The sequence below is a fragment of the Mycolicibacter arupensis genome (assembly GCF_002086515.1).
Classification (GTDB): Bacteria; Actinomycetota; Actinomycetes; order Mycobacteriales; family Mycobacteriaceae; genus Mycobacterium; species Mycobacterium arupense.
Genome location: NZ_MVHH01000008.1, coordinates 98,644 through 117,486, shown reverse-complemented (window position 1 = coordinate 117,486; position 18,843 = coordinate 98,644). Strand labels below are relative to the sequence as shown.

The window sequence follows — 18,843 nt, the reverse complement described above, 5'->3', positions numbered from 1 at the left end:
CCCACCGAAGCCAGAACCTGCGCCCGCCGATTTACACCGAAATCTGGACGCCACCGTGTGCGGACAAAGACCCCATCACTGCGAAAGAGTCGGCCGAGTTGGTGAGGCAGGCCGGCGGCGAGGGTTTCGACGTCGTATGCGACGTCACCGACCTTGAGCAGGTCCGTAACCTCGCTGATGCCAGTGAAGACTGGTTTGGCAAGGCGGCGAGCCTGGTGATCAACAACGCCGGAATCGGTGCGGGCGGCAATCGCATCGGCGCTACGTCGGTCGAGGACTGGAACGCTGCGATTTCTGTCAACCTTTGGGGTGTTATCTACGGGTGCGAGACTTTCGTTCCCCGGCTCCGGAGCAACGGCCGTGGCGGAGTGATCAATGTGGCGTCCGCCGCGAGTTTCGGCTCGGCGCCCCGAATGGGGGCATACAACGTGAGTAAGGCCGGAGTGCTCGCTCTGTCCGAGACCTTGGCGGCCGAACTGAGCGGTACTAACGTCAATGTCACAGTGCTTTGCCCCACCTTCGTCAAGACGAACATCGCCAAAAATCCTCAGATTGAGGAGTCGGCGGCGAAACTCGCGACCAACCTGATGAGGTGGACCGGCATTTCGCCGGATCAAGTGGCTCGAACGACCTTGAACGCGCACGATCGCGGACAAATCTATGTAGTGCCCCAACTGGACGCGAAAATTTTGTGGCAACTGAAAAGAGCTTTACCCGGTCAGTTTACGCGGGCGTTGGGGCTGGTGGAGCGCGTGGCCTCATGGAACGATCCAGCCGAACAGAGGGAGCAGTGAAATGGCGTTCGCATATAGCGACATGCTCGAGACGATCAAGAACAAGCAATGGGCTCTCGCCGATATCGATTGGGGCGCCCCTGGTGCGGAGTTGATCACCGACGAACAGCGTCCCAAACTCAAGCAATTCATGTCCGACGTGGTGTGGATTGAGCATGTCGGAGCGCGCGCCTTTGCTGCGATGGCCCCGAAGGCGCCCTTCGAAGCGCTCGGAGACATTTACCGTTACTTTCACGCCGAGGAGCAGCGTCACGCCAACGCCGAACTTGCTCTGATGCGTCGCTGGGGCATGATCGAGGAAGGCGAAAAGCCTGTACCGAATAAGAACATCCGTCTCGTGATCGAGTGGCTAGATCGGTACGCTGAGGCTCTTCCTCTGACTGTCATCGGCGCCGCGATTCCCGCACTGGAGACCGCGCTGGACGGGGCCCTGCTGAAATTTCTCCTTGATGAGGTCGACGACCCAATTTGCGGGGAAGTATTCAATAAGGTCAACAGCGACGAATCGCGGCACCTTGCAGTAGGTTTTCAAGTCCTGAATGACCTCGGCGCCAGTCCCATGCGAATCCATGCAATCCAAACGGTCGGCGCTGTGATGGACCCCCGTATTCTCACTGGCGCGTTGCTGTATATACCGCTTCTCACGCGCATGTTGATGAATCTCAACGCGATGGGGCTATCCGAAGAGAAGCTGTACAACGCGGTGACGCGATATGGCAATGTCGGGGACCGCAGTGAGCACACGCGGAGGGTGCCTGGATATCACATCTTGAAGGCCCACATGTCCTCCTCGATCAAGCGGTCCCAACCCCTTCACTTCGTTTCCCAGCGCTTAGGCAATGCGATCGACATCTTCCCCGTGCAAGTACTCGGGCGACCGCCTTCATGGACGGATGAACTGACCTATGAACCGGTCGCTAAATGACGGACACGGTAACGACTTTGATCGTCGGCGCCGGCTTCGCGGGTATCGGTACGGCGATGAGAATGCTTCAAGCGGGCGTTAACGACTTTGTCATCTTGGAGCGATCACATCGCGTCGGGGGCACCTGGCGTGACAACACTTACCCCGGCGCCGCCTGCGACATTCCGTCATTGCTGTACTCCTACTCGTTCGAGCCGAACCCAGGCTGGACTCGCGCATACTCGGGGAGCGCAGAGATCCTCGCCTATATCGACGCGATTGTCGCGAAATACGATCTTGGGAGGTTCATTCATTTCGGTGCGGACGTGAGTGCACTGGAATTCGACGAGGATGCCGGAGAGTGGGTTGTCGACACGACCGGCGGCAGGCGGTATCGGGGCCGTTCAGTCGTGATGGCTAGCGGACCACTTGCTGACGCCAGTTTCCCGGATATTCGTGGCATCGAGTCGTACGAGGGGAAAAAGATTCACAGTGCTCGGTGGGACCACTCCTATGACATGAGCGGTAAGAGGGTGGCGGTTATCGGGACCGGGGCGAGCGCTGTGCAGATCATCCCCGAATTAGTCGGGTTGGCGGCGTCGGTCAAGGTGTTTCAGAGGACGCCCGGTTGGGTGCTACCGAGGGTCAATTTCCGGCATCCGGCCTGGGCGCGTTCGACTTTCAAGCGCACGCCGGCAACCGAACAGGCCCTACGAGGTGCGTGGTTTTGGGCGCATGAGGTCATGGCCGTGGGCATGGTTTGGGATACCGCTGCAACATCTGTCATCCAAGCGGTCGCAAAGGCGAATCTGCGTCGGCAGGTGAAGGACACCTGGTTGAGACGTCAACTAACGCCGCAGTTCAGACCTGGGTGCAAACGCATGCTTATGACTAGCGACTATTACCCTGCGCTCCAGGCCGATAACTGCAAACTCGTCAGCTGGCCGATCGCCACACTGGCTCCGAACGGAATTCGAACCGCCGACGGCATCGAGCATGAGGTGGACTGCATAGTATTCGCGACAGGCTTCGATGTGTGTAAACGCGGTACGCCATTTCCGATCCGGGGGCGCGACGGGCGAAAACTCGAAGACGAGTGGTCTGAGGGGAGATTTGCCTACAAGAGCGTGAGTGTGGCCGGCTATCCGAATTTGTTCTTCACTTTCGGGCCTAATTCCGGTCCTGGCCACAACTCCGCTCTTCTATATATGGAGGCGGCAATCGATTACATCGTAAAAGCAATCGAGCTCTTGCGCGACCAAGGCAACGGAGTCCATACCCTGGATGTGAAAGAGAATAGCCAAAACGCGTACCACTCCAATATTCAGCGGCGGTTACGGCGCACCACATGGAACTCGGGTTGCAACAGCTGGTATTTGACGGAGGATGGCTATAACGGCACGATGTATCCCGGCTTTGCGACTCAGTTCATTAGGGAACTGTCCCGTCTGGATATGCGCGATTACGAGATCACTCGGCGTGACGATGCTGACCTGAAGTTGACACAAACACGCTGAACCGAAGCAGCGGATATAGGTTGGACATCGAAGCGCACGTGAGGAAGTAATGGGTTCTGAGTCTGGGCAGCACTACGAAATTGCAATAGTCGGAGCCGGGTTTTCTGGGATTGGTACAGCGATCAGCCTGTTGAAGGCCGGATTTACGGATTTTCTGGTAGTCGATGAAGCCGATGGCGTCGGCGGTACATGGCACTGGAATACGTATCCGGGAATAGCGGTCGATATTCCGTCCTATAGTTACCAGTTCTCTTATGAGATGCGAACATCCTGGTCACGAACTTATGCTCACGGGAATGAGCTGAAGGCTTATGCAGAGCGGTGCGTAGAAAAATACGGACTCCAAAATTACATCCGGTTCAACACGACTGTGGACGAGGCTTGTTTCGACGAATGCGCAGCACTATGGCGGCTGAGCTGCTCCTCTGGTCAGAATCTGACCGCGCGTTTTGTGATAAATTGCTCTGGCGTCCTCAGTCGGCCGAAGTGGCCTGATATTCCAGGAGTGCGCGACTTCGCCGGCGTGACGCTGCATACGGCCAGATGGGACCATACGAAAGATCTCACCGGTAAGCGGGTGGCGGTGATCGGGACTGGGGCATCTGCGGTGCAGCTGATTCCCGAAGTCGCGAAGATCGCATCAAGTCTGACGGTATTCCAGCGAACGCCGATTTACTGCTTGCCGAAGCCGGATTTCTCCATACCGAGCTGGGCCGCGACAGTGATGCGGTTGGTGCCGGGGGCACAGCTGATGACGCGCACTGCGAGTCAGGTGTTCGTCGAGTTCACATTTCCCATCGCAGCTCATTTTCACTCGTTGATCCCTGTGTCGGATCTCATGGAAGAGGCGGCGAAACGCTATATGCGTCGGGCGGTCGATGATCCGGTGACTCGAGACCAACTCATTCCTCGCTATTCGTTGGGTTGTAAGCGACCGAGTTTCCACAATTCCTATCTCGCGACGTACAACCGTCGCAATGTTTCGCTCGAGACCAGCGGCATCACCCATGTCGACCATGCCTCGGTTCACACTGAAGATGGCAAGAATTATCCGATCGATGTCATGGTCTTGGCCACCGGGTTCAAAGTGATGGAGTCGGGCAATATGCCGACTTATGTGCTGAAGGGACGCGGTGGAGTGGAGCAGTCTGCTTGGTGGGATGAGCACCGCCTCCAAGCCTTCGAGGGTGTGAGCGTCCCAGGGTTCCCGAATCACTTCAATATCTTCGGCCCCTATGGTTACAACGGCTCCTCGTACTTCACACTCATCGAGGCGCAAAGTCGGCATATCGTCCGCTGTCTTCGTCGTGCGCGCACGCTGAAGGCTGATCACGTAGAGGTCAGACAGCAGGCGAACGACCGCTACTTCGGTGACATGATTAGCCGCCGACATCGACAGGTTTTCTGGCAGCCGAGCTGTTCCAATGCCAACAGTTACTATTTCGACAAACACGGCGATGTTCCGTTGCGTCCGTCAACTACCCTGGAGACTTACTGGCGTAGCCGCACCTTCCGGCTCTCCGATTACCGATTTGAACGTCGCGCAGAATCCGTTGGCGCACGGTGACCAACACTGATGCGGCGGACCGGCGCCCCAGTCTTGCAAGTCATTTCGTGGCAATGACTTCGCGAAACACACTGCGTCCGCTGTCGCAACTCATCCCGTCGAGCGCCCACGGCCTCGCGGTGATGGATCGCGTACTCCGGATGGCGCTTGTGGGATCGCGGCCCCGCCGAAGCGTGGCGGTTCGCACAATAGATACCGAGTTCGCCGGGAATCAGATACGCGGGGATTGGATCACTTCTCCTGCGGTCGATCCACACGCGGTTCCGTTGCTCTACATTCATGGCGGCGCCTACTCCATGTGCTCACCGGCTACCCACCGCGGCCTGCTCGGTGAACTTGCCTCCGCGAGCGGTCGGCCCATCTTTGCCGTGAGGTATCGGCTAGCTCCACGCTATCCCTTTCCCGCTGCCGCCGACGATGCACTGAACGCATACCGCTGGCTCGTCACCGGGCAGCCATCGGCTTCCGGCGAACGCGGTGTTGCGGTGGCCGGGGACTCGGCGGGCGGCCAGCTCACGATGGCCACCGCCCTTGGCGCACGTAGTGACGGACTGCCGCTGCCGGATTCGATGCTTCTCATGTCTCCGGTCCTGGATCTGACATGTGAACTCGCGAGGGCACGCGAACTTCGCCGCCGTGATCCTTTCGCCTCTGCTCGGTCCGCGGCCCGCGCTCTTGACCTGTACGTGGCTGGTGCAGATCACCGCAATGAGCGACTCAGCGTGCTCGACGCAGACCTCAGGTCCATGCCACCGATCCTGATTCAGGTAGGCGGAAGAGAAATGTTGATCGATGACTCGAGGCATCTTGCCGACCGTCTCCGATCGGCCGGATCAAGCGTTGAGATACAGGTGTACCGGGGACAGATCCACGTGTTCCAAGCCATGTTCCGAATCCTGCCCGAGGCTCGTGAGGCGATCCACCGCGCTGGAAACTTCCTGAAAGCTTCGGCCCACCGGTGAAAGTGTTGGGACCGTGGATGCTCCACTGCCACCGCGCCATCAACTGCTTCTTAGCTGTCTCATGACAGGCGGCTTTGCGAGGGATCCCCGAGGACACGATCCGTCGATAGTGATCATCGGGGCCGGCGTCGCGGGTATCGCCATGGCCCATCAGCTGAAGAGAGACGGATTCACCAACTTCACCATGGTGGAACAGGCTGCAGACATCGGCGGCGTCTGGCGCGACAACACCTATCCAGGAGCGGCTTGCGACGTGCCGTCAGCGTTGTACTCACTCTCGGACAAGCCCAACACTCGTTGGTCGAGACGTTATGCAGAACAGCCCGAGATACTCCAATATCTTCGCCGACTCGTCCTGGCCGACGGAATGGACCTGCAGCTGCGCACGCGGACCGAAGTCGTCGAGATGACCTTCGATGAACAGGCCGGCCGTTGGCGTTTGGTGACCGGATCCAGCGAGACGATCTGGTGCGATGTCGTGATTTCGGCCGTGGGGCAGCTCTCGCGACCTCATACGCCGAATATTGCCGGCGAAGACACCTTCGAGGGGCCGCGTTTTCATTCGGCGCGTTGGGACCATTCGGTATCGCTGCGCGGCAAGGAAGTAGCCGTCATCGGGACAGGCGCAAGCGCGATACAGTTTGTGCCACGGATCGCACACGAGGCACAGCGCGTAACGCTGTATCAGCGCACGGCGCCTTGGATTTTGCCGAAGTGGGACAGCAGGTACGGACGTCTTCACCAACAGCTGATTAAGGTTCTGCCGCTGTGGCTGCGTCTTGAGCGTTTCGCGGTATGGCTGATTTTTGAAGTGCTCGCAGTGACGTTGGTCGACGCGAAGCCCTTGTCACGCATTCTCGGCGCGGTCGCCCGCTACCACCTCCATCGGCAGGTTGCCGATCCAATGCTGCGCCGGCAACTCACGCCATCAGATGCGCCGGGGTGCAAGCGGGTGTTGTTCTCGAATGATTACTACCCCGCGATTGCCAACGGTGAAGTCTCGTTGGTGACCAACGCGGTTGCGAAGCTTTGCGACAAGGGAGTCGTGACCGACGATGGCGTACTCCATCGCGCGGATGTCGTCATTTACGGAACAGGTTTCCGCGCTACCGACTTCCTCGCCCCGATGCGTGTTCGCGGCTGGGGCGGAGTGACTCTGGACGAGGTGTGGGGGACGCAGGCGCACGCATACCTGGGCATTACAGTCCCGATGTTCCCGAATCTCTTTCTCCTCTATGGCCCGAACACGAATGTCGGTTCCGGGTCGATCATTTACATGATCGAGTCTCAGGTCCGCTATGTCGGTGCCCTCATCAAGATTTTGGCGAGTGACCCAGGGCGTACGGTCGACGTCAGGCCAGACATCGAGCAAAGCTACAACACACGATTGAGCCGGCGGCTGCGAAGGTCGGTGTGGGCGCTTTGCGCGAGCTGGTACACGACCTCGAGTGGCGCGATCCCGACGAACTGGCCTGGGCCTACATTTGCCTACCGGATCCTCACCCGCAAACCACGCAGTCACGATTATCTATTCAGGCACGTTGAACGCCTTCAGTTAGACGGCCCGAGTGAGAACCGCGCGAGGCTGCGCAGATGATCCGGGTCGCAGGCGGTGTCTAACATTTCACTGTTAACTGTTCGAATATTGACATTCAGCACATCTATGTAAACTACTACCAGATATCCGTGCAGCAGAGCGCCCAGGAGGCATCGTGGCTAATCAGCTTCTCGCAATCACGCGTCACCCCAAGGAGCGGTTGACGTCTGTCCTGTTGGCGCCCGCCCCCCGCGTCGTCGATGACAAATGGCGACAGTGGAGTCGGGACTGGAGAGTCCGGGAACTTGCGCCGGCCCCCGCCGGATCTGGGCTGAGAGCCGTCCTAGGGGACGCTGGACTCCCGTTGCTGGGGCACACTGTCGACTACATCCGATTTGGTTCAGAATTCAGTCGGGAGCGTTACGAACGTTTGGGCTCGGTGTCGTGGATGGGCGCATTCGGTACCAAAATGGTGGTCATCGCCGGTCCAGACGCAACGCGTGAGGCGTTCACAAGCGAAGCCAAGGCCTTTTCTCAAGATGGCTGGTCCTTCCTGATCGATGCTTTCTTCCATCGCGGGTTGATGCTCATGAGCTTCGACGAACATTTGATGCACCGGCGCATCATGCAGGAGGCGTTCACGCGTCCTCGCCTGACCGGATATGTCGGGCAGGTGGCCCCGTGCGTTCGCGCAGCCGTGCCCGCGTGGCCGACCGGTCCGTCGGTCCGGATCTACCCGTTGTTGAAGAATCTCACCCTCGATATTGCCACGGATGTCTTCATGGGTGGCCGCGGCAAGGACGAGAGCGCTGCTGTCAACGAGGCGTTCGTGTCCACTGTTCGCGCGGCGAGTTCCTTTGTGCGAGTTCCACTCCCGGGCACCAGGTTCCGCGCCGGCGTGCATGGGCGGCGCGTGTTGGAGGACTACTTCTCCCGACACCTGCCGGCCGCGCGTGCAGGCGAGACCGACGATCTATTCGCCGCCCTCTGCCAGGCGACCACAGAAGACGGTGAACGGTTCTCCGACGAGGATGTGATCAACCACATGATCTTTCTCATGATGGCCGCCCATGACACCTCCACGATCACCACCACTGCTGTCACCTACTTCCTCGCTAAACATCCTGAGTGGCAGGAGAAGGCAGCGGCGGAGGCGCGGTCCTTCGGTCACGATTCGCCAGATATCGACGAACTGGAGCGGATGACGGTCCTCGATCTGATCCTCAAAGAAGCTCTGCGTCTGCTGGCGCCCGTTCCGCTGGTGATGCGCAAGACCGTCCGTGATGTCGCCATCGACGGCTATCACATCCCCCGTGAAACCTTGTGCGCAATCACACCCGCCGTAAATCACTTCGACCGCAGAATATGGAGCGACCCGGACCGTTTCGATCCGTCGCGCTTCGATGAGCCCCGGCGCGAGGACCAACAGCACCGATTCGCCTGGGTGCCGTTCGGCGGGGGGGCGCACAAATGCATTGGGATGCAGTTCGGCACACTCGAGGTGAAGGCAATCCTGCACCAGATGTTGCGTACCTACGCTTGGACGGTCCCAAACGACTATCACGTGCGTTGGGACAACACCTCGCTGCCCATTCCCGTGGACGGACTGCCTGTGACGTTGCGGCACCGATGAGCGGTGAGAACTCGCCTTACCTGGAGCCCACGGAGTTCCTCGATTGGCAACATGAATCGGTACGCGACTTCGTTGCATCGGCGACCCGCGGCGCGGTCGACGACACCATGAAGGCCATAGCCATCTTCACTGCGGTCCGCGACTCGATTTGGTATGACCCCTACACCGTGACCGATGACCCGCATGCGTATCGCGCCAGCACCATCGCAACTGCAGACCGCGCTTACTGCGTCCCGAAGGCGGTGCTCTTGACGGCGGCCTGCCGAGCAGCAGGCATCCCAGCGCGGCTGGGGTTCGCCGATGTCCGAAACCACCTTCAGACCGAGACATTGCGTGAGCGGATGGGCGGTACCGACGTCTTCGTCTACCACGGATACAGCCTCATGCATCTCTGCGGTGTCTGGGTCAAGGCAACTCCGGCGTTCAATCGCGAGCTATGCGCACGGTTCGGCGTCCCGCCAATTGATTTCGACGGGCGCACAGACGCCCTGCTGCACGGGTTCGCCGGTGACGGCACACAACACATGGAATATCTGAGGGATCGAGGCGCCTTCGACGATCTACCGCTGGCAGAGATCCTGCAAGCGCTCAGAACCCACTACGGGACGCTCATAGGCGATGCGAGTCGCCATCCAGACCTGTTCGCCTGAAGGGCCGATGCGTAATGCACAGCACGATGCAAGACGTCCAGCTCACAATCTCGGCAATTGTCCGCCATGCCGCCTCCATTCACGGAAACAGCGAGGTGATCACCCCCGACGGAATTGGATACCGAAGTATGTCCTACCGTAGCGTCCTGGGGCGAGCGGGCCGACTTGCCAATGCGTTGCGCGGGCTCGGAATAACGGCAGATCAACGGGTGGCCACTTTTCAGTGGAGTAACCAAGAACATCTCGAGGCCTACTGCGCGGTTCCCTCCATGGGCGCGGTGCTGCACACCCTCAACATTCGTTTGGCTCCAGAGCAACTCGCGTACATCGCCAACCATGCCAGCGATCAGATCATCCTGGTGGATGCGTCGGTTGCGCCATTGTTGGCTAGTGCGCTACCAGCGATGGAGTCGGTGCATACGGTCATCGCCACCGGGGGCGGCGACCTCGCTCCGCTGCAGCGATGCGGGAAGACGGTGTTGCGTTACGAGGAGATCCTGGCGCAGCAACCGGAGACTTTCGATTGGCCCGAGATCGATGAGCGTTCCGCCGCGGCCATGTGCTACACCAGCGGGACTACTGGAAATCCCAAAGGTGTTGTCTACAGCCACCGTTCGACCTACCTACATGCACTGACCGCCTGCACGTCGAACGCCCTGGCAGTGAGCGAGGCCGACCGTATCCTGGCCATTGTCCCGATGTTTCACGCCAATGCGTGGGGACTGATCTACGCGGCGTTGATGTCTGGTGCGGACTTGGTATTACCCGATCGCCATCTGCAAGCCGCGCCGCTGGTGTCGATCATCGAAGAGACTCAGCCGACTATCGCCGGTGCAGTGCCGACGATCTGGAACGATGTCGATCGATACCTGGAATCGAATCCCGCCCGGGACATCTCCTCACTTCGGCTGGTTGCCTGCGGCGGATCGGCAGTCCCCGTCTCGCTGATGCGGGCATTCGAAGACAAGTACAACGTGCCTATCGTGCAGGCATGGGGCATGACCGAAACCTCGCCGCTGGCTACCGTCGCACGCGCAGCGCACGGAGTAGGCGAGACCCGTGCGTGGGAGATGCGCGAAAGCCAGGGTCGGCCGATGTGCGGTGTCGAGATCCGGTTGCGTGACGACCACAAGAAGACAGTGCCGTGGGACGGTCGATCAGCGGGTGAAATACAGGCGCGAGGCCCGTGGATCACCGGCGCCTACTTCGGCGACGATGATCCGGACAAGTTCGACGGAGGGTGGCTGCGCACCGGCGACGTCGGCCGGATCGACCCGGACGGGTATCTCACGCTGACCGATCGTGGGAAGGACGTCATCAAGTCAGGTGGAGAATGGATCTCCTCAGTCGAGCTGGAAAACACGCTGATTGGTCACCCGGCGATCTACGAGGCTGCGGTGGTGGCAGTTCCCGACGACAAATGGCAGGAAAGACCGCTCGCCCTGGTCGTGGTTCACCGTGGAGCCGAGGTCGACATCGACCGACTGCGCGCGTTTCTGTTGGACAAGGTCGCCAAGTGGTGGATCCCGAAGCGGTGGAGCTTCGTGTCTGAGATTCCTCGAACAAGCGTCGGAAAATACGACAAGAAGGCCATACGCGCGCGTCACTCCGCCGGCGAGTATCAGATCGAAACGTCCTAAGAAATCAAACCCATTGATATTGAACAGCCGAGAGGGAATCCTGTGACAGCATCAATTTCTCCCTGGATGAGCGCCGAATTGCTCGAGCTTCGTGACCTTGCCGCGAAGTTCTTCTCGACCGAATTGGCACCACATGCGCAACGTTTCGCAGACCAGCACCAAGTTGACCGAGAATTGTGGCACAAAGCCGGCGAACTAGGCCTGCTCTGCATGTCCATACCCGAAGAATACGGCGGGGGAGGCGGCACATTCGCGCACGAAGCCGTCGTACTCGAAGAGCAAGCCCGAGTCGGGGACAGCTCATGGGGCGCAGGGCTGCACAGCGGAATCGTCGCGCACTACATCCTCCAGTACGCGGCCGAAGAACTACGGAGGCAGTGGCTGCCCAAGATGGCCTCAGGCGAAATGATCGGTGCTATCGCCATGACGGAGCCAGGGACCGGTTCTGATCTGCAGAGTGTCAAGACCAAAGCAATTCTTGACGGTGACGAGTACGTGATCACCGGCGCAAAGACCTTCATCACCAACGGTCAGCAAGCCGACCTGATCATCGTCGTCGCCAAGACAGATCCAAGTCAGGGCGCCGCCGGCATCTCGCTGATCGTCGCCGAAGCCGATCGACCCGGATTCCGGCGCGGCAAGGTCCTCGACAAAATCGGCCAACGCGGACAAGACACCTCCGAGTTGTTCTTCGACGACGTAAGAGTTCCCCGCTCGCACCTCCTGGGCGAGACCGAGGGTCAGGGTTTCATTCAGCTGATGACGCAGCTACCTCAAGAGCGGCTCATCGTCGCGGTTGGGGCGGTCGCGGCGATGGAACTTGCCGTGGAGCAGACACTCAAATACACCCGTGAGCGGGAAGCGTTCGGACGGCCCGTCTTCGGCTTTCAGAACACGAAATTCATCTTGGCCGAAGCTGCAACCGAAACGCGCATCGCACGAGTATTTTTGGACTACTGCATCGACCTACACCTCGCGGGCCAACTCGACGTCCAGACCGTCGCCATGGCGAAATGGTGGACCACTGAGCGAGCGATGAAGGTGCTCGATGACTGTTTGCAGCTCCACGGCGGATATGGGTACATGACCGAGTATCCCATCTCGAGATTGTGGGTGGACCAGCGCGTGCAGAAAATCTACGCCGGCACAAATGAGGTGATGAAGGAAATCATCTCGCGTTCCCTATGACCCTGAACGATTAGCCACCTGCACATTACTCACCTGGGAGGAGGATTGATGGCATCTACAGAGGTGCCATATCGCCACGAAATGGGTGGACATTGCGGATCGGGTGCCCTTCGGGAGTTGATACCAGATGCTCCTATCTTCAGGCAATGAGTTCGTTGGTTCTTCTGCTGGGTTGGCGGAGGGCATGGTAGATCTCGCGGGCGATGTAACGCTTGATGCAGCGCATGATCTCGTTCTTGGTTTTGCCTTCGGCCAGGCGGTGAACGAAGTAGTCGCGGGTGGGCTGGTGACGGCGCATGCGCACCACCAGGATGACGTGCAGGGCACGGTTGGCGTCGCGATTGCCTCCCCAATTGAGCCGGTGGCGGATCGTTTTGCCGCTGGAGGCTTCCAGTGGGCTGACCCCGCACAGTTTGGCGAAAGCGGCGTCGCTGCTGATCCGAGCGGGGTTGTCGCCGAGGGCGGTCAGCAGCGTGGCAGCGGTGTCGGGCCCGACGCTGTAGCTCGGGTGCGGCGGTGGCGGTGATGGTGTCGACGTGGCGTTCGAGTCGGGCGGCTGCGGTGTCGAGCTGGTGGCAACGTGCCGCCATCGACTTGATAGCAGTAAAGAAAGTTCTCACATCGCAGGCCAGCGGCGGTCAGGCGGGCGTTGGTCGCGCCTGCTGCCCGCGGCGTCTCGATGCGGCGAGGAGCGAGGAGTCCTGGCTTGTCGTGGTGCCAGGATGCCGTGGCCGTTGAGATGTACAGCGCTCGTCGTCGTGTGCAAGCTTGTGTGGCGGCGGACGGAGGGCGAAGCGTAGCGAGCGGCGCGGACGGGAGCGCCAGCGGACGGGAGCAGAGGGAGCGTAGCGAAGCCCGCAGGTAGCCGCCGGTTCCTCGCGGGCTATGGCGGCCCGGGCTCCGCTGAGCATCAGTTGCGGGTCCGCGCCATGGCGATGGGACTCGTAGGATGGCGGTTGTGAGCGGGATGCTGGCGCAGCGTGCACGGCGAGAGGCCGAGGCACGGCTGGCGGGGCAGCCTCGGCGGCTGGCGCATGTGCGGGGTGTCGCGACGACTGCCGAGCGGCTGACTCGGCGTTTCAATGCGCAGACAGCGGACTGTCTGGTGGCGGCGGCGTGGCTGCACGATATCGGCTACGCACCATCGGTGCGCCAAAGTGGGTTTCATCCGCTCGATGGCGCGGAGTTTGTCCGATCGGCCGGCTTTGGGGAGATGGTCGCCTCCTTGGTGGCGTTTCATACCGGAGCGCGCGTGGAAGCCTCCGAGCGGGGCCTGTCGGGTTTATCGGAGTTCGGCGAGCCGCCCAGCGATGTTCTGGATGCGTTGAACTATTGTGATCTAACGACCGGACCCGACGGGTCGCCGATATCGCCGCAGGATCGACTGGGTGACGTGTTGGCGCGCTATGGGCCCGAGGATCCGGTGCATCGAGCGGTCGGTGCGGGCCGCGAGGATCTGCTGGCGGCGGTGCGGCGGGTACGCCATTGGCTGTAGCAGCCGTAGGTCAGCCGAGGTAGGGGCGGTCGCGGTGCTGCAGGTAGTGCTCGATTCGCAGACGCATCGACGGATGCATGTCCAGGTTGGGGATGTCGTCGGGGGCAGTCCAGGCGATGTCGGTGCTTTCGTGGTCGATGGCCAGCTCACCGCCGAGCACGGTGGCGGTGAAGCACAGGGAAAATTGTTGGCGGACTTCACCGTCGGTGAACGCGACGACGTGGTGAGGGTTGGTGTAGACACCGACCAGGCCGGTGACTTCGACGTCGAGACCGGTCTCCTCTTTGATCTCGCGCACGGCGGTGTCTGCGATGGTTTCGCCGATGTCGTGTCCGCCGCCCGGTAGCGCCCACAGCGTATTGTCGCGGCGTTTGATCAGCAGGATACGACCGTGTTCGTCGGTGACGATGGCCGAAGCCGACGGGACGACACTGTTAGGTGCCGGAGCGTTGGGGTCGTTGTAGTAGTCGATGCGCATCGAGGGTCAGCCTTTCGCGGTCAGGGGTGTGGCGTGGTCCCAGACCTGGGTAAAGGCCTGTTCGAGAGTGGCCCAGAGCCGGGGTTCGTGGTGGCGCGACAGCGCCAGCACCGGGTTGTTGCGCCCGGGTGAGCCGTAGATGTGGAAGTTGACGATCATGGCGTCATCCACCCGAAAGATCGACGTGTACAGCATCGTGTCGTGGGTGCGAATGTCCAGGCCCGGTGTGCCGGCATGCGGGGCGAGTAGTTCCACGGAGGTGCGGCAGCGGGCTATGACGGCTTCGCCGATGCCTTCCTCCTCGCCGCGCAGGATCATGGTGGGCGTGTCGGGGTCACCGACGAGAAACCGCACCGCAACGCCGCGGGCGGCGGCGTCGAGCAGGGTGTCGAGGAATCCGTCGAGGGTGTCGAACAGGAACGTCGCCGCCAGGACGAGGATGTCGATGCCGGTGGTGGCGCCGGCGAAATGCTGCTGCCATGCAGTGATCGGTAACTGGGTGCGGCTGGCATACAGCGTCGCGGTGAACGGACCACCCAGCGACGTCGTCGCCAGCGCGCTCGCGGTAGGGGCAGGATACTGGTTGGGCCACAGGTTGTGCGGTGTGCAGCCAAGCAGCTTAGCGGCGCGGCGGGCGTTGTCCTCGCGGACGTTGTAGTCGATGTTGGCCAGCCAGCGGCGCACCGTCTTGATATCCACGCCCACCGCAGTGGCGAACCTCTGTGGGGAGAGTCCCTTGGCGTGCAGCCGTTGGGTGAGGCGATCGTTGGGGATCGTGGCGGCCTCGGCGTCGCCGTCCTGATCGCCCATCGTCTCAGCGCACATCTTTCCGTGTCATCCCTGTCCATCCTCAGCGCGTGGTTCCTAGTTTGCCATGCGACTGCCGCCGCCCCGCGGCGGTGATGCCCGTCCGATGCCCACGGGCATGTCCCTGTCGTGTCCGAAATGTCTGCGGCAGTGTCGGCAATGCCTGCCAACGTCCCTCGCTACGTCCGCGATGTCCACGTGAACTGAGCCCAGCGCCGCAACGGGCGCAAACAGATCACGAAAGGAACAGCGGGACAATGCGTTTAAGGATCGACACATCAGGCACACGGTTCATCGTCACCCGAGCGGCCGAGCCGCGGCTGAACTTCGAGACCGGCAGCCCAAAAGTGGACACCGCCACCGGCGTGCCACTGTATGCCGCGCAGCTGTTGGCGTTGGATGACACCGGTGGTGAAGTGCTCAACGTCACCGTCGCCGGGGATCCGAAAGTGACAGTCACCCAACCTGTTTCAGTCGCGGGTCTGGTTGCTATCCCTTGGGCTCAAGGTGATCGCAGCGGCGTGGCGTTCCGTGCCGACGCCATCACCCCCACCAACCCCGCGGCTGCGCCGAGCGATCAAGCGTCCCGCGCGCAGAAATAACCCCATTTGCTGGGGCGCGGCGCTCGTGGGTGTCGCGCCCCAGCACGTGAGCTGCTATCGACCATTCACTCACCAGAGGGACGCCTGTCATGGCATCAAACTACAAAAACAGCAAGAACTCTCAATCCAACGACGACGACTGGATCACCGACCTCATCCTCTCACTGTTCAAAGCGGCCGGGTATCTGCTGTGGTGGGCGGTCCTGTTCCCGGCCATCAGCATCCCGATCATCGCCAGCGTGGCGATGGCCATTACCCATGGCTCACGCGCGGGTCTGATCATCGGTATTGCTTTCGCTGCCGCGTATGCGGGCTGGGCGTGGCTGGACCCGCGATCGTTTCACGGATGGGTCACCGAGCCGGTGCGGCGGCGCTGGTTGACCTGGTCGCGCTACACCCGCACCTGGCAATCGGTGTGCACCCTGCACGGCCTGACCGCCACACTTGGCGAACGCACCTTGGTGCCGACCTTGCAGTCGGTGCGCATCGGCAAGACGACCGACGTCCTGGCGCTGCGAGTGGTCACCGGCCACTCCCTGGCTGATTGGCACAAGCAATCGGAGGCGCTAGCCGCCGCCTGGCGTGCCGACCGGATCGCCATCCGCGCGACCGCGCCCGGAGAGCTACGCATCACCCTGATGCGCGGCGACGTGCTGGCCGACCCGATTGCCCTGCCCATGCCCACGACGGCGACTGCGGTGGATGTGGGGTCGGTGCGGGTCGGGATCACCGAAACCCGCCACTGGTGGCACCTACCTCTGCTTGGCCACCACCTGCTCGTGGCTGGCGCGACCGGCGCGGGGAAAGGTTCAGTGTTGTGGTCACTGATCGCTGGCCTCGCCCCCGCCGTGAAAACCGGACAAGTGCGGCTCTGCGTCATCGACCCGAAAGGCGGCATGGAACTGGGCGCCGGAGCACCCATGTTCACGGTGTTCACCCACGACGCCACTGGCACCACCCTGTACCTGCTGCGGCAACTAGTGGAGGTGATGCACGCCCGCGCCAATCGGTTACGGGGCAAGACGCGCATGCACACCCCGACTCCGACTGAGCCGTTATTCGTGGTGGTGATCGATGAGATCGCCGCGCTGACTGCGTATGTGACCGACCGCAAGGTGCGCAGCGAAATTGAACAGCTGTTGGGCCTGCTGCTCTCCCAAGGCCGGGCCGTCGGCATTTCGGTGGTGGCAGCGGTGCAAGATCCGGCCAAAGACACCCTGCCGGTGCGGCAGCTGTTTACCGTGCGAATCGGGTTGCGGTTGACCGAAGCCACCCAAACCACCATGGTTTTGGGCCAGGGCGCCCGCGACGCGGGGGCCGACTGCGATCACATCCCCGACACCACTCCCGGTGTGGGCTACATGATGATCGATGGCACGGCCCAACCGGTGCGGGTACGGGCATTTCACGTCGCCGACCACGACATCGCCACTCTGGCAGCACGATTCCGGCCACCTCGTGCCGCGACCCGAACCAACCAGTCCAACAGCGGGCGCACCGACACCGCCCGGGGTCAACGGTGACTACTGCAACGACAGCCCCCACGCTGGTGTTGCCCGGGGTTCCCGGCTCGATCGACACCAATGCGGTGGTGGATCAGATGGTGCGCCGCGCGTCCTCGACGGGGTTCGAATCGTGGTGGCGGCGCGCGGAATCTGTTGGCTTCTGCGCCCACCCCATCCAACTCAGAGGTACCGACGAGATAGGCCGCGATCGGGTGGTGTGGACACGGTGCAACAACCGCCGCGCTCAGGTATGCCCATCGTGCTCAGACCTGTACGCCCGCGACACGTGGCAGCTCGTGCACGCTGGCACCGCCGGCGGCCACCACAACATCCCCGCAGCAGTGGCCGATCGTCCGCAGGTGTTCGTCACCCTCACCGCACCTAGCTACGGGCCTGTTCACGCCGCCGCGCGTGCAGGCGACAAGAAGCAGCGTGTGTGTCGCGACCACCACCACACTGGCGGCTACCGCCGTTGCCCGCATGGAAAACCACTGTGGTGCAGCACAACCCACGGCGAAGGTGATATCTATGCGGGACAGCCGATCTGCGCGGACTGCTACGACTACACCGGGCATGTCCTGTTCACATGGCACCTGCCCGAACTGTGGCGACGCTTCACCATCACCCTGCGACGCACACTGCGCCGAGAGCTACGCGCTTCGGGCGCCGACCCGGATGCGGTGCAGGTCAGCTTCATCAAAGTCGTCGAACTGCAAGCCCGGCTCATCCCGCACATTCATGCCCTGATCCGCCTCGACCCGCCCGACAGCGATGACTCTGGCGGTCATGACTGGCATGCGCCCCTTGCGGCAACCGAACTGGCCACCATCATCCAACAGGCCGTTCGAACCGTGGCCGTGACGGTCACCGACTCATCCTCAAATACAGCGACACGGGTGATCAGGTTCGGCACACAAGTCGACACCCAACCCATCGACAACCGGCACGCCGGCACGGACGGCTCTGCTGTGCAGGAGGATTCACCACACGGCGGGGTTCTTCCAGGCCGCCGCGTAGCTCGCTACCTCGCGAAATACGTCACCAAATCCTTAGCTGACGTCGGGATCAGCGCGCGACGCATCTCCACCGAGGCCATCGCTGACCTCGATGTCTGCGACCACGTTCGGGCGATCCTGACCGCCATCAGCCAACTCGCCGATAAGGGACTGGCCGGTGTCGGTCGGTGGCTGCACACCCTGGGCTACCGGGGCCACATCACCAGCAAATCCCGCCGCTATTCCACCACGATGACCGCGCTGCGCGAACGTCGCGCGGCCTGGACCCGTGAACAACGTTTAAAAAGCACTGCGCACCAACATGATCTCGGCCTCGACTCCACCGATGGCGATGATCTGGTGGCATGGGAATTCGATCGTGCCGGCCCCACCAGCCTCGGCGACCGGACCCTCATCTACTCCGCGGCCGTCCAACACATCCACACCCGCCGCATCGGACTGATCGAAGTCCGTGGCCAAGCCCGCAATCAACAATGGGATCCGCCAGGGGGAAGCGATGGCTGACAGGTCCCGAGCAGCACGTGCTCGCTCCGGGTGTGACGCTCGTC

General features: G+C 61.4%; 17 protein-coding genes. 14 read left to right on the top strand and 3 right to left on the bottom strand.

Translation table 11 applies throughout. The annotated features are described in order from the left end of the window. The 10 genes from BST15_RS06390 to BST15_RS06345 all read left to right on the top strand — a co-directional run. A partial coding sequence (locus BST15_RS06390; RefSeq protein ID WP_109560222.1) for an SDR family oxidoreductase occupies positions 1 to 794 on the top strand: 794 nt, incomplete at its 5' end. A gap of 1 nt (position 795) precedes the next feature. Further along, entirely contained in the window at positions 796 to 1,719 is a 924-nt protein-coding gene (locus BST15_RS06385) for a hypothetical protein (RefSeq protein WP_012394817.1), read from the top strand. Further along, a complete protein-coding gene (locus tag BST15_RS06380; RefSeq protein ID WP_046189498.1) occupies positions 1,716 to 3,215 on the top strand; it encodes a flavin-containing monooxygenase in 1,500 nt (499 codons plus the stop codon). Before BST15_RS06385 ends, BST15_RS06380 begins: the two co-directional genes overlap by 4 nt. A gap of 49 nt (positions 3,216 to 3,264) precedes the next feature. Continuing rightward, entirely contained in the window at positions 3,265 to 4,782 is a 1,518-nt protein-coding gene (locus BST15_RS06375; protein ID WP_046189499.1) for a flavin-containing monooxygenase, read from the top strand. Then, entirely contained in the window at positions 4,779 to 5,744 is a 966-nt protein-coding gene (locus tag BST15_RS06370; RefSeq protein ID WP_083070860.1) for an alpha/beta hydrolase, read from the top strand. The genes BST15_RS06375 and BST15_RS06370 overlap by 4 nt, the downstream gene beginning before the upstream one ends. Before the next feature lie 61 nt (positions 5,745 to 5,805). Next, complete coding sequence (locus tag BST15_RS06365) at positions 5,806 to 7,341, top strand: flavin-containing monooxygenase (protein WP_046190475.1); 1,536 nt, start codon at positions 5,806 to 5,808, stop codon at positions 7,339 to 7,341. Positions 7,342 to 7,456: 115 nt separating this feature from the next. Next, on the top strand, positions 7,457 to 8,914 hold the full coding sequence (locus tag BST15_RS06360; RefSeq protein WP_046190476.1) for a cytochrome P450: 1,458 nt from the start codon (positions 7,457 to 7,459) through the stop codon (positions 8,912 to 8,914). Further along, a complete protein-coding gene (locus BST15_RS06355) occupies positions 8,911 to 9,564 on the top strand; it encodes a transglutaminase-like domain-containing protein (protein WP_046190477.1) in 654 nt (217 codons plus the stop codon). Before BST15_RS06360 ends, BST15_RS06355 begins: the two co-directional genes overlap by 4 nt. A 14-nt stretch (positions 9,565 to 9,578) precedes the next feature. Beyond that, the gene (locus BST15_RS06350; RefSeq protein ID WP_046190478.1) at positions 9,579 to 11,204 is read left to right on the top strand and encodes a fatty acid--CoA ligase; all 1,626 of its coding nucleotides are present in this window, start codon (positions 9,579 to 9,581) and stop codon (positions 11,202 to 11,204) included. 66 nt (positions 11,205 to 11,270) lie between these two features. Continuing rightward, a complete protein-coding gene (locus BST15_RS06345; protein ID WP_016889182.1) occupies positions 11,271 to 12,392 on the top strand; it encodes an acyl-CoA dehydrogenase family protein in 1,122 nt (373 codons plus the stop codon). Between the two features lie 139 nt (positions 12,393 to 12,531). On the opposite strand, the gene BST15_RS23230 is transcribed toward BST15_RS06345, so the two are convergent. Then, positions 12,532 to 12,831 (bottom strand): transposase, encoded by a 300-nt coding sequence (locus BST15_RS23230; protein ID WP_231743115.1) that lies wholly within the window; start codon positions 12,829 to 12,831, stop codon positions 12,532 to 12,534. 519 nt (positions 12,832 to 13,350) lie between these two features. Between BST15_RS23230 and BST15_RS06335 the strand changes: the two genes are divergently transcribed. Next, entirely contained in the window at positions 13,351 to 13,887 is a 537-nt protein-coding gene (locus BST15_RS06335) for an HD domain-containing protein (RefSeq protein WP_046190487.1), read from the top strand. A 10-nt stretch (positions 13,888 to 13,897) separates the two neighbouring features. On the opposite strand, the gene BST15_RS06330 is transcribed toward BST15_RS06335, so the two are convergent. Both BST15_RS06330 and BST15_RS06325 read right to left on the bottom strand, forming a co-directional pair. Beyond that, a complete protein-coding gene (locus BST15_RS06330) occupies positions 13,898 to 14,365 on the bottom strand; it encodes an NUDIX hydrolase (protein ID WP_046190479.1) in 468 nt (155 codons plus the stop codon). A gap of 6 nt (positions 14,366 to 14,371) precedes the next feature. After that, entirely contained in the window at positions 14,372 to 15,175 is an 804-nt protein-coding gene (locus tag BST15_RS06325) for an XRE family transcriptional regulator (protein WP_046190480.1), read from the bottom strand. A 254-nt stretch (positions 15,176 to 15,429) separates the two neighbouring features. On the opposite strand from BST15_RS06325, the gene BST15_RS06320 reads away from it, so the two are divergent. From BST15_RS06320 to BST15_RS06310, 3 genes are all read left to right on the top strand, one after another. After that, a complete protein-coding gene (locus BST15_RS06320; protein ID WP_011893911.1) occupies positions 15,430 to 15,774 on the top strand; it encodes an SCO3933 family regulatory protein in 345 nt (114 codons plus the stop codon). Positions 15,775 to 15,863: 89 nt separating this feature from the next. Then, positions 15,864 to 17,297, top strand: coding sequence for an FtsK/SpoIIIE domain-containing protein (locus BST15_RS06315; RefSeq protein WP_012394805.1), 1,434 nt, complete (start codon positions 15,864 to 15,866; stop codon positions 17,295 to 17,297). Then, positions 17,294 to 18,799, top strand: coding sequence for a replication initiator (locus BST15_RS06310; protein ID WP_012394804.1), 1,506 nt, complete (start codon positions 17,294 to 17,296; stop codon positions 18,797 to 18,799). Before BST15_RS06315 ends, BST15_RS06310 begins: the two co-directional genes overlap by 4 nt. Positions 18,800 to 18,843 lie beyond the last annotated feature (44 nt).

Coding starts and splice junctions, on each gene's coding strand:
- BST15_RS06385 (WP_012394817.1), top strand. CDS start 796: ATGGCGTTCGCATATAGCGACATGCTCGAGACGATCAAGAACAAGCAA.
- BST15_RS06380 (WP_046189498.1), top strand. CDS start 1,716: ATGACGGACACGGTAACGACTTTGATCGTCGGCGCCGGCTTCGCGGGT.
- BST15_RS06375 (WP_046189499.1), top strand. CDS start 3,265: ATGGGTTCTGAGTCTGGGCAGCACTACGAAATTGCAATAGTCGGAGCC.
- BST15_RS06365 (WP_046190475.1), top strand. CDS start 5,806: ATGACAGGCGGCTTTGCGAGGGATCCCCGAGGACACGATCCGTCGATA.
- BST15_RS06355 (WP_046190477.1), top strand. CDS start 8,911: ATGAGCGGTGAGAACTCGCCTTACCTGGAGCCCACGGAGTTCCTCGAT.
- BST15_RS06350 (WP_046190478.1), top strand. CDS start 9,579: ATGCACAGCACGATGCAAGACGTCCAGCTCACAATCTCGGCAATTGTC.
- BST15_RS06345 (WP_016889182.1), top strand. CDS start 11,271: ATGAGCGCCGAATTGCTCGAGCTTCGTGACCTTGCCGCGAAGTTCTTC.
- BST15_RS06330 (WP_046190479.1), bottom strand. CDS start 14,365: ATGCGCATCGACTACTACAACGACCCCAACGCTCCGGCACCTAACAGT.
- BST15_RS06325 (WP_046190480.1), bottom strand. CDS start 15,175: ATGGGCGATCAGGACGGCGACGCCGAGGCCGCCACGATCCCCAACGAT.
- BST15_RS06320 (WP_011893911.1), top strand. CDS start 15,430: ATGCGTTTAAGGATCGACACATCAGGCACACGGTTCATCGTCACCCGA.
- BST15_RS06315 (WP_012394805.1), top strand. CDS start 15,864: ATGGCATCAAACTACAAAAACAGCAAGAACTCTCAATCCAACGACGAC.